This window comes from Microlunatus elymi (assembly GCF_007362775.1).
Classification (GTDB): domain Bacteria; phylum Actinomycetota; class Actinomycetes; order Propionibacteriales; family Propionibacteriaceae; genus Microlunatus; species Microlunatus elymi.
Window position 1 is genome coordinate 2,362,863 of the sequence record NZ_CP041692.1, and the last position, 11,512, is coordinate 2,374,374.

General features: G+C 68.7%; 12 protein-coding genes and 1 riboswitch. Of the genes, 3 read left to right on the top strand and 9 right to left on the bottom strand.

Annotated features, from left to right (window positions below):
* Nucleotides 1-164 precede the first annotated feature (164 nt).
* Nucleotides 165-1,403, bottom strand: coding sequence for an MFS transporter (locus FOE78_RS10650; protein WP_168207469.1), 1,239 nt, complete (start codon nt 1,401-1,403; stop codon nt 165-167).
* Nucleotides 1,400-2,044 carry a winged helix-turn-helix domain-containing protein gene (locus tag FOE78_RS10655; RefSeq protein WP_168207470.1) on the bottom strand — a complete coding sequence of 215 codons (645 nt, stop codon included), beginning with the start codon at nt 2,042-2,044 and terminating at the stop codon, nt 1,400-1,402. Before FOE78_RS10655 ends, FOE78_RS10650 begins: the two co-directional genes overlap by 4 nt.
* A 184-nt stretch (nt 2,045-2,228) precedes the next feature.
* Here FOE78_RS10655 and dapB point away from each other — a divergent pair, with 184 nt between their 5' ends.
* Both dapB and FOE78_RS10665 read left to right on the top strand, forming a co-directional pair.
* Nucleotides 2,229-2,969, top strand: coding sequence for a 4-hydroxy-tetrahydrodipicolinate reductase (dapB, locus tag FOE78_RS10660; protein ID WP_143986264.1), 741 nt, complete (start codon nt 2,229-2,231; stop codon nt 2,967-2,969).
* The gene (locus FOE78_RS10665; RefSeq protein ID WP_143986265.1) at nt 2,969-3,898 is read left to right on the top strand and encodes an LmeA family phospholipid-binding protein; all 930 of its coding nucleotides are present in this window, start codon (nt 2,969-2,971) and stop codon (nt 3,896-3,898) included. Before dapB ends, FOE78_RS10665 begins: the two co-directional genes overlap by 1 nt.
* Nucleotides 3,899-3,905: 7 nt before the next feature.
* On the opposite strand, the gene FOE78_RS10670 is transcribed toward FOE78_RS10665, so the two are convergent.
* Nucleotides 3,906-4,469 carry a GNAT family N-acetyltransferase gene (locus tag FOE78_RS10670; protein ID WP_228266149.1) on the bottom strand — a complete coding sequence of 188 codons (564 nt, stop codon included), beginning with the start codon at nt 4,467-4,469 and terminating at the stop codon, nt 3,906-3,908.
* 408 nt (nt 4,470-4,877) lie between these two features.
* Here FOE78_RS10670 and FOE78_RS10675 point away from each other — a divergent pair, with 408 nt between their 5' ends.
* Entirely contained in the window at nt 4,878-6,563 is a 1,686-nt protein-coding gene (locus FOE78_RS10675) for a ribonuclease J (RefSeq protein WP_143986267.1), read from the top strand.
* A gap of 299 nt (nt 6,564-6,862) precedes the next feature.
* On the opposite strand, the gene rpmB is transcribed toward FOE78_RS10675, so the two are convergent.
* The 6 genes from rpmB to FOE78_RS10705 form a co-directional block, all read right to left on the bottom strand.
* Nucleotides 6,863-7,048 (bottom strand): 50S ribosomal protein L28, encoded by a 186-nt coding sequence (gene rpmB / locus FOE78_RS10680; RefSeq protein WP_143986268.1) that lies wholly within the window; start codon nt 7,046-7,048, stop codon nt 6,863-6,865.
* A gap of 154 nt (nt 7,049-7,202) precedes the next feature.
* Nucleotides 7,203-7,943: a TenA family protein gene (locus FOE78_RS10685; protein WP_143986269.1), complete on the bottom strand. Its 741-nt coding sequence runs from the start codon at nt 7,941-7,943 to the stop codon at nt 7,203-7,205.
* On the bottom strand, nt 7,940-8,749 hold the full coding sequence (thiD, locus tag FOE78_RS10690) for a bifunctional hydroxymethylpyrimidine kinase/phosphomethylpyrimidine kinase (protein WP_210414920.1): 810 nt from the start codon (nt 8,747-8,749) through the stop codon (nt 7,940-7,942). The genes FOE78_RS10685 and thiD overlap by 4 nt, the downstream gene beginning before the upstream one ends.
* 2 nt (nt 8,750-8,751) lie before the next feature.
* The gene (gene thiE, locus FOE78_RS10695) at nt 8,752-9,414 is read right to left on the bottom strand and encodes a thiamine phosphate synthase (RefSeq protein ID WP_228266201.1); all 663 of its coding nucleotides are present in this window, start codon (nt 9,412-9,414) and stop codon (nt 8,752-8,754) included.
* Nucleotides 9,415-9,416: 2 nt separating this feature from the next.
* Complete coding sequence (gene thiM, locus FOE78_RS10700) at nt 9,417-10,247, bottom strand: hydroxyethylthiazole kinase (protein WP_143986271.1); 831 nt, start codon at nt 10,245-10,247, stop codon at nt 9,417-9,419.
* A riboswitch (TPP riboswitch) is annotated at nt 10,236-10,333 on the bottom strand. Its footprint overlaps the gene before it by 12 nt.
* Before the next feature lie 87 nt (nt 10,334-10,420).
* Nucleotides 10,421-11,476, bottom strand: a complete 1,056-nt coding sequence (locus FOE78_RS10705) for an NYN domain-containing protein (RefSeq protein ID WP_143986272.1) — start codon at nt 11,474-11,476, stop codon at nt 10,421-10,423.
* Between the last annotated feature and the right edge of the window lie 36 nt (nt 11,477-11,512).

Genomic DNA, 11,512 nt, shown 5'->3' on the forward strand with positions numbered 1-11,512 from the left:
CGGGGAGATGGCGCCGCCGTGGGGTGGAGCGCCGTACGCTTCTCAACCGGAGTGGGGTTCGGCGCCGCCGTCGCGGGAAGCCGCTCACGTTTCCCAACCCTGGTTGGGAAACGTACGCCCGGAGCGCGGGCCACCCGATCAAAGACGTCCACCGAAGACCCGAGTCATTCCAGAGTGCGGATTTCGCGGCGGGTGGCGACGATCAGGCAGAGCAGGGACATCGCGGCACCGCAGGCGACGGTGGCTGCCAGCACACTGCTGGCGCCGGCGACGAGACCGAACAGCGGGGTCATCATCGGGGTGATGGCCAGATCACCGAGCCGGGTCAGTGACGACACCCGACCCAGATAGTCCGGGCTGATCTCCCGCTGGAACACGCCGGAGATCCATACCGACGCCAACCCCGCAGTCAGCCCGACCAAGATCATCCCGCCGACCAGCGACGGCAACGCCGGGACACCGACGAGGGTCAGCCCGGCGCCCTGCAGCACCAGCACCCAGAAACCGCGCCGGGCCAGATGCGTTCCCCGCCAGCGGATCGCGATCATGCTGCCGACGATCGCGCCGATCGCCAGCGACGCCTCACTGACGCCGACCCAGGTCGCGCTCCAGCCGGAGTGCGACACCCGCAACGAGACACCGATCGCGGTGACCGGCGTGATGAACACGTTCAGCGAGCAGATGCCCAGCGTGAGGGTACGTTGCCGGCGGTGCCGTGCGAGGTGGCTGAAGCCGTCGCGCAGATTGCTCCAGGCCGATCCCTGCCGCTGCCGGGGCAGCCGGTAGCGGAACCGGATCACCACGATCAACACCAGCGCGATCAGCAGGAAGGTGCCGGCGTCGATCAGCATCGCCATGGTCAGACCAGCGGTGGCCACCACGATCGCGCCGGCCGGCGCGCCACCGAGCACGGCCAGTCGGCCGCCGATCTGCATCCATCCGCTGACCTCGACCAGGTCGTCGGGCCGCACCAATTGCCGTACCAGGGTCGAACGAGCGGGCGCACTCAACCCGACCGCGATTCCGAACAGCAACTCGACCATGATCAACAACGTCGCGGTGTGCAGCCCCGCCTGCCAGCAGATCGCCGCACCGAGCAGCACGGCGGCTCGGAAGAACTCGCCGATGATCATGATCCTTCGGGTGTCCAACCGATCGGCGATCACGCCACCGAACAACATCAACAGCGCCTGCGGCACCATGCCGATCGCCACCACCAGACCTGCCATGCCCGGGTGCAACTCACGGACCGCGGTCCAGGCCAACGCCACGCTGAAGACCGAGTCGCCGAACCCGGAGACGGTGGCGAAGATCACCCAGCACCAGGTCACCGGGTCGCGCCGAATCGGCGGCGGTTCGGCGCCGACCAGTTGCACCTCACTGGCCGATGCCGGGGCACTCATGCGGCCCCCGGGTCGCTGGGGAAGGCCCGGCAGACGATCCGGACCGGCATCCGCTCGACATCCGGGTGGTCCTCGGCGTCGGTGCGGCAGCGTTCCTGCCACCGGGACAGCAGGTCCCCAAGCTCTTGCTCCAGCTCGGCGAACTGATCCGGGGTGACTCGGTCCAGGCCGTCCTGGGAAAAGCCGAGTTCGTTCCACGGCGCGGGATAGCCGGAGCGGTCGCGCATCCATGCCGCGGTGGTCCGGGTGTGATGCTCGAGGTTGTTGCGTTCGGCGACGTCGGCGATGTCCCGAGAGATGCTGCCGGGCAGGAAGTCGTCGGCCGACCAGGCCAGCCGGCGGCGTACGCCCCGCCACCAGGACTGCCGAGTGTCCTGTGCCAGCTCGGGTGCGGGCAGCACGAAGCCGGCTCGATGCAACCGCTTGAGATGGTGGCTGACCGAACCGACCGCCATGCCGGTGCGCTGGGCCAACTGGCCCACGTTGGCCGGGCCGTCGACGGCGAGAATCTCGTACAGCCGCCGCCGGGCCGGGTGGTGGACGGCGATCAGGGCGTCGATCAGGTCGCCGCCCGACGGTGGCCAGTCCTGGTCGGCCGGGGCCGAGTCGAGGTGCCGTTCGGCGGCTGGTTTTCGGGTCACCTGCAGCAGTCTGGACGGTGCGTGCAGTATCTACAAGACTTCTTGTATAACTCGCACCCGAGAGTCCCGCGTCCTCCTGCCCCGGGTGCGACGCGATGGGGGAGACTGTCGCTTGACTCGGCGGTTCGGTGCCGATTCCGAAACGATGGCCGAAGCCCGAACGATGATCAACAGGAGGACGCGGATGGCGATCAAGGTGGCGGTGCTGGGATCCCGAGGCCGGATGGGCTCGGAGACCTGTCGGGCGGTCGAGGCCGCCGACGGACTCGACCTGATCGCCGGCATCGGCTCCGATGATGATCTTGATCGGGCCGCCGCGGCGGACGTGGTGGTCGACTTCACTCGGCCGGCCGTGGTGATGGACAACCTGCGCTGGTGCATCGACCACCGGATCCATGCAGTGGTCGGCACCACCGGATTCACCCCGGAGCGTCTGGATTCCCTGCGTGACTTGCTGAAGGGGACCGACGTCGGTGTCCTGATCGCGGCCAACTTCTCCATCGGTGCGGCGCTCACGATGCACTTCGCCCAGCAGGCCGCAGCCTTCTACGAGAGTGCCGAGATCGTCGAGTTGCATCACCCCGACAAGGCCGACGCTCCCTCCGGTACGGCGGTGGCCACGGCCGGCAAGATCGCGGCCGCCCGCGCGGAGGCCGGCCTCGGCGACGTACCGGATGCCACCAGCAGTGGGCTCGATGGTGCCCGCGGTGCGGTGGTGGACGGCATCCACATCCACGGCGTACGACTCCGCGGGCTGGTGGCGCACCAGGAGGTGCTCTTCGGGGCAGAGGGAGAGACCCTGACCATCCGGCACGACTCGCTGGACCGGGCCTCGTTCATGCCCGGCGTGATCGCAGCCGTACGTGCCGTCGGCGATCGGCCGGGACTGACCGTGGGCATCGAAGAGATCCTGGGGATCGGCTGATGTCCGATCCGACCGGTCCGGAAGATTCCAGCCCCTGGCGGCCCGCCGATCCGCCGGGCGAGGGCATGGGGCAGCCGGCCGGGCCGAGCTTCCAGCACGGCCAACCCGCGGCCCCGCCGCCCGGCGGTCCGGGCATCGAGGGTCCGGCCAGCCAAGCCACCGCGCCGATCCACTGGGCACAGCCGCCGGACGGGCCGTCCACCCCGGTCGAGCCCACCATGGTGGTGCCGATCGGGCCGCCGCCCGCGGCCAAGGTGCCGCAGCGACGCCGGCGCGGCCTGGTGATCGGCATCGTGGTGGTCGTAGTTCTCGCGGCCCTGGTGGCCGCCGACCGGATCACCCCGATCGTGCTCGGCCGTTCCGTCGGCCACAGCCTGCAATCCGAGCTCGGCACCAGCACGGCGCCACAGGTCCGCTTCGACGGATTCCCGTTCCTGAACCAGCTGGCCACCAAGAACTTCCGCGAGGTCGAGGTCACCGCCCACGACGTGACCAGCCAGCAACTGCCCGGCGCCATCACCGTCCGTACGGTGACTGCCGACCTGCACGGCGTGACGGTGTCCGACAACCAGATCAAGATCGACTCCGCCGACGGTTCGGCACTGCTGGACTACCAGGCCGTCTCGACCCTGGTCGGGCACACGGTCAGCTACGCCGGCGACAACAAGATCAAGATCAACCTGCTGGCCGGGGTCGCCATCACCGCATCGGTCGGAGTTGATCAACAAGAGCAGCAGGTCGTGCTGAGCGACGTGAAGCTGGACTCCGCGAACACCCCCGGATTCGCCAACCAGCTGGTCGAACGCATCGTCAACTCGTTGCTGCCCGCGCTCAGTCTGCCGACCGGTATCAGGCTGACCGGCATCCAGGTCGGCGACGACGGAGTCCGCGTTCAGGGCACCGGCGAGAACCTCACCATGCCCCGTTGAACCGTGATCAGCTCTCGGTGATGTCGGTGTGCAGCCGGATCTGCTTGATCCGATGGCTGCCGTCCTCGGTGCCGATCTCGCGGTGGGCTCCGTCGGGTGCCCAGCCGGCCTCTTGCAGGAACCGGCGGGTGATGTCGTCGGTCGAGACAAGCCACCAGCGTGCGTGGGTGAAGCCGTCGGCGCGCAGCGTGTCGGCGCAGGCGTTGAGCAGTCGCGATCCGTGCCCCTGACGCTGCGCCGGACGGTCGATCACGAACTCGTCGATCGCACCGTCGGTCTGCGGATGCGCGTCGGTGTCCGGGCTCGGAGTGGTGGTGGCGAACCCGACCAGCTGCTCGTTGCCGATGGCCACCAGGACTCGGTAGCGCGCCTGCGGCGGCCGGCTGATGGCCTGTTCCCACAGCTCGGCCATCTGCTCCAGGTCCGCTTGGCCGAGCAACTGCTCGCTGACGGGTTCCGGCAGCCGCTCCGGCCAGCTGCGCCGCTGGATCGCGGCGATGGCCGCCGCCTCGGCGGGTAGTGCCAGCCGTACGGAGTCGGCGATCGGATGCGGATCGGAGTGCGCGGTCACGGCAGGCGATGTTACCCGTGATGCAATTGTGATCCATTTCACAGAGACGGGGTGGCGGTGAGTGGCCTCCATCCGCCATGATGAACACGAAGTCCGTGGTTACCTGAACCCCCGAGCAGGCAACCACGGACTTCGTTTATCTGGGGGCCCGAGCCCCCAAGCCCCCACGTTCCTACCGTGTCGAGTTGGGCTCTCGTACGATTTTCTGGCGATTTTCGGCGCCGCGGGCGCCGAAAACCACGCTGCCGCTGCGGATAGCGAGGTCTCGGGGACCAGGGCATTTGAGCGGTGATCTGTTCGGTTGGCACTCACTCGACCGGGGTCCTGAGCTTGTCGAAGGATCGGGACGGCGGCTGGGCGAGAATGTGCAGGTCGGGGGATTCTCTGGGGCACCGATAGGATCGGCGGGTGGCTGCCTCTCGACTGCAAACCCCGCCCAAGCTTCGGCACGGAACGTTGCGGGTGATTCCGCTCGGCGGGCTGGGGGACATCGGCCGCAACATGGCGGCGCTGGAGATCAACGGGCAGCTGCTGCTGATCGACTGCGGGGTGCTGTTTCCCGAGGACGACCATCCCGGGGTCGACCTGATCCTGCCGGGCTTCGACGCGATCGCGGATCGACTTGACGACGTGGTGGGGCTGGTGCTCACCCACGGTCACGAGGATCACATCGGCGGCGTCCCGTACCTGTTGCGGCAACGGTCCGACATCCCGATCATCGGCTCCCGGCTGACCCTTGCGCTGGTCGCCGAGAAGGTCAAGGAACATCGCTTGTCCGGGGTCCAGCCACGACCCGTGGCCGAGGGCGACCGAGTCGAGCTGGGCGAATTCGATCTCGAGTTCGTCGCGGTCAACCACTCCATCCCGGACGGGCTGGCCGTCTTCGTACGCACTGCCGGCGGGACCGTGCTGCACACCGGCGACTTCAAGATGGACCAACTGCCGCTGGACGGCCGACTGACCGACCTGCGCGCCCTGGCCCGGCTCGGTGAGGAGGGCGTCGATCTGCTGATGATCGACTCCACCAACGCCGAGGTGCCCGGCTTCACCACGCCGGAGAAAGACATCCTGCCGGCGCTGCAGCGGGTCTTCGCGACCAGCAAACAGCGGCTGATCGTGACCAGCTTCGCCTCCCACGTACACCGGGTACAGCAGGTGCTCGACACCGCCGTCGCGTACAGCAGGAAGGTCGCCTACGTCGGCCGGTCGATGGTCCGCAACATGAACATCGCCAGGGATCTCGGCTACCTGAAGGTGCCGGAGAACACCGTGATCGAGCTGCGCGAGCTGGACAACTACCGACCCGACCAGGTGGTGCTCGTCTCCACCGGTTCCCAGGGCGAGCCGCTGTCCGCCCTGGCCCGGATCGCCAACCGCGAGCATCCGGCCATCCAACTGGAGCCCGGCGACACCGTACTGCTGGCCAGTTCACTGGTCCCGGGCAACGAGAACGCGGTCTACCGGGTGATCAACGGGCTGACCCGGTTGGGAGCTCGGGTGGTCCATCGCGGCAACGCGCTGGTGCACGTGTCCGGCCATGCCAGTGCCGGCGAGCTGCTCTACGTCTACAACCTGCTCAAGCCGGCCAACGTGATGCCGGTACACGGCGAATCCCGGCACCTGATCGCCAACGCCGACCTGGCGGTGTCCACCGGCGTGCCGCGCGATCACACGATCATCGCCGAGGACGGCACCGTGGTGGACCTGAAGGATCACCGGGCGAAGGCGGTCGGCCAGATCGAGTGCGACTACATCTTCGTCGACGGTTCCACCGTGGGCGACATCAGCCAGAGTTCACTGACCGACCGGCGGATCCTCGGCGAGGAGGGCTTCATCTCCGTGGTCGCGGTGGTGAACCTGCGCTCCAAGAAGGTGCTCAGCGGCCCGGACATCCACGACCGCGGATTCCTGGAGGATCCGAGCATCTACGAACCGGTACGGGAACGGATCGCCCAAGCGCTGACCGATGCGTTGGAGGACGGTGTCGACGACACTCACCGGCTGCAGCAGGTGATCCGCCGCCAGATCGGCAAGTGGGTCAGCGACACCTACCGCCGCCGCCCGATGATCATCCCCGTCGTCGTCGCCGTCTGACCCATCAGCCGCACCCGAAACCTGCCGCCGCACCCGAATCCAGCCCGGAACCCATCAGCCGCACCCGAAACCTGCCGCCGCACTCGAAACCGGCCCGGGACCCATCAGCCGCACCCGAAATCTGCCGCCGCACTCGAAATTCCGGGTGCGGGAGAAGGTTTCGCGCGCGGCTGTTGCGGCTGTGGGCGGTATCGGGTGCGGGAGAGGGTTTCGCGCGCGGCTGTTGCGGCTGTGGGAATGGCTCCGGGCATGACAAAGGGCCCACCCGCGCAGGATGGGCCCCGTCGAAAGCTGAAGGGTTAGCGGGAGACCTTGCCGGCCTTCAGGCAGGAGGTGCAGACATTCAGCCGCTTCGGCGAGCCGTTGACGACGGCGCGAACGCGCTGGATGTTCGGGTTCCAACGCCGCAGGGTCTTCTTCTTCGACCACGGGTTGTTGTGGCCGAAGCTCGGACGCTTGGCGCAGATATCACACACGGCAGCCACTGGAGTTACTCCTGGTTGAGGTACGTCGTACAGAATCGGGCGGGACATCCCGGCACCGAGGCGCCCGGACCCAGCCCGAGCAACCTCGACAGAATATCCGATCCGTGGCGGCGTTGGCGAATCGGCCGCCGCGTCCCCGTCGGACCCCATCAGGTCAGGGCTGGGGCCAGCGCTGATCCTGCCAGGCCGCGTCCCAGAACATGTATTCGTACCGGGTCGCCCGCCGGTACGCCGCAAGCATCGCCGCGCGTTCGTCGGCACCGGCCCGAACCGCCAGCCGGTCGGCGTACGCCTCGGCGGCACCGACCGCTGCGGCGAACGCCGGATCGGCGTAGGTGTCGATCCAGGTCCGGTACGGATGGTCCGGACGGCTGTCACCAGTGTTGGCGACGATCCACGACCCGACCTCCGCATAGACCCGGAAGCAGGGCAGCACCGCGGCCATCCCGACACCGAGCGGTTCCAGCACCGAGGCTGCCCGCAGGCTCTCGACGTAACCGACGCAGGTCGGCGACGGCTCGGCGACAGCCTTCGGGTCCGGTGAGCTGGGCGCGTCCGGATCGATGTTGCGCGGCAGCAGAAACTGCCGATGCATCGAACGCTCGGCCTCGATCGCCGAGGCGGCCGATGCCGCCAGCATCAACCTTGCTTCGGGGTCACCGGAGCGGGCCGACAACGACGCCAGCGCCGATGCATAGCCCTTCAGGTAGTGCGCGTCGTCCAGCAGGTAGCGGGCGAACACCACCTCCGGCAACGATCCGTCGGCCAGTTGGCGGATGAACGGATGCTCGGTGATGGCCGCGAACCAGCCGGCCACCGCCTGCCAGGCCGTGGCCGAGAACCCGTCCGGCGTGTGCTCGTCGTCGATCAGGTCGAGCCGTGCGGAGACGCTCATCGGCTCTGCTCCCGCCACAGATGGTCGACCGGTCCGGAACCCGAACCGATTCTCCGGTCGGCGCCGGCCCGCAACGCACCGGTCAGATAGTTCTTGGCCGCCTCGACCGCCGGTCGCAGCCGACGCCCGGACGCCAGCTCGGAGGCGATCGCCGAGGACAGTGTGCAGCCGGTGCCGTGGGTGTTCGCGGTCGGCACGTACGGGCCGGAGAAGTTGATCACGCCGTCGGCGTCGGCCAGCACGTCGGTGATCGTCTCCGACCGGCCGAGATGGCCGCCCTTGACCAGAGCCGCGGCAGAGCCCTGGGTACGAAGTTCCTGTGCTGCAAGCGACATCTCGGCGACCGTGGTCGGTGGTTCATGATCAAGAAGCGTGCCGGTCTCGGGCAGATTCGGGGTGATCACGGTGGCCAGCGTCAACAACTCGTCCTTGATCACCGCAGTCACCTCGGGCGTCACCAGTCGATCACCGGAGGTGGCGATCACCACCGGATCGAGCACGATCGCCGGACCTGGACGGGCCCGCAACACCTCGGCCACCGCGGCTGCGATCTCGGCCGTCGCCAGCATGCCGATCTTGATCGCCGCCACCTCGAGATCTGTCAGCACGGCAACGATCTGGTCGGCGACGAAGCCGGCCGGCACCGGATGGATCCCGGTCACCCCGCGCGTGTTCTGCACGGTCAGTGAGGTGATCGCTGCGGCGCCGTAGACGCCGAGGGCGGTAGCGGTCTTCAGGTCGGCCTGGATGCCTGCGCCACCGGACGGGTCGGAGCCGGCGATGCTCAACATGATCGGACGGTTCATGATCAACTCCTGGTTGCGGTGGCCGCGGCAACCACCGACAGCAGGTCGGCGGCTGCCCCCGCCGGATCGGCGGCGGCGCAGATCGCCGACACCACCGCGACGCCGTCCGCGCCCGCCTCGATCACCGAGCCGGCGTTGCCGGCATGGATACCGCCGATGCCGACCAACGGCAGCGCCGGCGGGAGCATGGCCCGCAGGCGGCGTACACCCTCCGGACCCAACGGGGCCGTGGTGTCGATCTTGGTCGGCGTCGGCCACACCGGGCTGGCCGCGACATAGTCGCTGGCGGCCAGCGCGGACTTGTCCCGCAGTTGATCAAGGTCATGGATGGACCAGCCGATGCACACCCGATCGCCCAGCCGGCGGCGTACCTCGGCCGGGTGATCGTCATCGGGTCCGACGTGGACGCCGACGCCCGGAACCGCAACGGCGGCAGCAAGATCGTCGTTCACCAGCAAGATCACCTCCGGAGGAAGTTGATCTTGCAGCGTACGCAGCAGGGCGACCCGCTCGGCGGTGGTGCCGTTCTTGTCCCGCAGCTGGACGACACGTACGCCACCGGACACCGCCGCCATGATCAACTCGACGGTGGAGTCGTCGGCGGGTTCGGCCGTCACCAGGTAGACGCCGAGCTTGTCCCGCAGCGATGCCGAGGAGCGGTTCATGATCACGAACGCACCGTGACCGCGGCCACCTGGTCGGCGGTCAGGGTGGACAGCTCGTCCAGCAGTCGCCAGCGCAACGAGCCCGGACCGTCGGCCCGTGCGCCGGCCCGTCCGATCCCGGCGGTGATCATGGCCAGCGCACCGGCCGCCCCGTACAGCGGATCGTCACAGGCGGCGCAACAGGCCGCGACCAACGCGGTGGCCGCACAGCCCAGCGCGGTGATCATCGGCGCCCGCGGGTCGCCGCCGTCGATGATCAACGCTCGGGTGCCGTCGGTGACCAGATCCGACGATCCGGTGACGGCCACCACGCAGCCGAGTTCGGCGGCCAGCGCCGCCGCCCGGTCCGCCACGTCGTCCACGCCGGCCGCACTGTCCACACCGCGACTGGCGCCCGAGATCCCTGCCAGGGCAAGGATCTCGCCGGCGTTGCCGCGGATCACGGTCGGCCGATGTTCCAGTAGCCGGCCGGCCAGTTCGTGGCGGTAGCCGGTGGCGCCGACGGCCACCGGGTCCAGCACCCAGCAGCTGCCGCGGTCGTGCGCGGTCGACGCCGCCGCGAGCATGCCGTCGGCCCAACGCGGCGACGGGGTGCCGATGTTGGCCACCACGGCGTCGGCCAGCCCGGCGAACTCGGCCGCCTCCTGCGGATCGTGCACCATCGCCGGTGACGCGCCCGCTGCGTTGAGCAGATTCGCCGCCAGGTCCATCGAGACGAAGTTGGTGATGACCTGCACCAGCGGTCGCTTGGCCCGCATCGCGGTCACGACGTCAGCGACACGGGCCGAGTCGGTGGCCGTCGAGGTGGACAGGTCTGGACGCGACGATGTCATCGGGCTCCCTTTCGCCGGCATGACCCGGATCAGGTTCGGCGGGTGTGATCTCAGCGCGAACCCCTCGCGCACCCCGGCCACTGGTGTGCCACGTCGGCACACGACGAACGCTACTCGATGGCTGGAGCCGATCAGCTTCCGGCTACCGCCGTTCAGCTTCCGGCTACCGCCGTTCAGCTCCCCGTCGCGGCCTCGCCGACCCGTTCGGACTTGGCCGCCTCGAAGGCGTCCGACTCGGCCACCTGATGCCAGAACCGCTCCCGCAACGCGAACCGGCGTGCGTCGCTCAGGTCGTACTCGCCGAGAGCGTCGGACAGGTCGATCAACAGCGCCTTGTCGATGTCGCGGGGGATCGACGGCCGTCCGGCCAGCAGGGTCCGCCGCTGGTCGGAGGTCGCACTGCTCAGCCAGGTGTGCAGCACCCGGCGGGCAACACCGTCGATCACCTCCGCCGCGTCCTTGCCGTCGTCGTCCGGATGCCGCGGATGCTCGCTGTCGGTGCGGTAGGCCAGCGTGGCGCTCGAACGTCCGCCGACCGGTGCCGACGGGGTCACCGCTGCCGTGCCGGTCGCCGGCGCGACGCCGTCGCTGCGATGGACTCCGGCCAGCAGCGCCGGCGAAGGGGCGTTGTGGTTCTTGTGCTGATTCGATTCGATCGGCACCGGCGCCGGAACGGTCGGAGCGACCGCACGACCGATGGCCGAGGTGATCAACTCGGCGTCCAGCAGCACCAGATCGTCGGCGGCACGACGCAGGTGCCGGCTGACACCGTGCGGCAGACCGTTGCTGTCCGGCACGCCGACGATGATCACCTGGACGCCGTGCAGCTGCGCCTCCTCGACCGCCTCGCTCAGATCGTCGTCACCGGAGATCAGGAACATCACCTCCACCGCGCCGTTGCGGGCGTGGGTGATCAGATCGAGTCCGAGCCGCAGGTCGACGCCCTTCTGCTCGCCGGCATAGCCGATCCGGCCCAGCCGCAGCTTGACCCTGGGCAGCATCGCGATCCGTTCCTGCTCCGGATCGGGCAGGGCGTGGCGCGCGGAGTCGTACCAGTTGGCCCGCAGCAGCGGCAGTCCGGACTGCGTCTCCACCTGTTGGATCAGGTTGCTGATCAACTTCGGATAGTCGACGGTGATCCCCGATCTCAGCGAGGTACCGGTCAGCCGCGTGGCGGCGGCCGCCAACAGGTATCCGGCATCGACGTACAGGGCACAGCGTGATCGCACGATGATCGACCTCCCGGGTCGTAGGGGGTCACCCGA

Bases quoted from the DNA above. Each gene is read 5' to 3' on its own strand.
- FOE78_RS10650 (WP_168207469.1), bottom strand. From the start codon at position 1,403: ATGAGTGCCCCGGCATCGGCCAGTGAGGTGCAACTGGTCGGCGCCGAA.
- dapB (WP_143986264.1), top strand. From the start codon at position 2,229: ATGGCGATCAAGGTGGCGGTGCTGGGATCCCGAGGCCGGATGGGCTCG.
- FOE78_RS10665 (WP_143986265.1), top strand. From the start codon at position 2,969: ATGTCCGATCCGACCGGTCCGGAAGATTCCAGCCCCTGGCGGCCCGCC.
- FOE78_RS10685 (WP_143986269.1), bottom strand. From the start codon at position 7,943: ATGAGCGTCTCCGCACGGCTCGACCTGATCGACGACGAGCACACGCCG.
- thiD (WP_210414920.1), bottom strand. From the start codon at position 8,749: ATGAACCGTCCGATCATGTTGAGCATCGCCGGCTCCGACCCGTCCGGT.
- thiE (WP_228266201.1), bottom strand. From the start codon at position 9,414: ATGAACCGCTCCTCGGCATCGCTGCGGGACAAGCTCGGCGTCTACCTG.
- thiM (WP_143986271.1), bottom strand. From the start codon at position 10,247: ATGACATCGTCGCGTCCAGACCTGTCCACCTCGACGGCCACCGACTCG.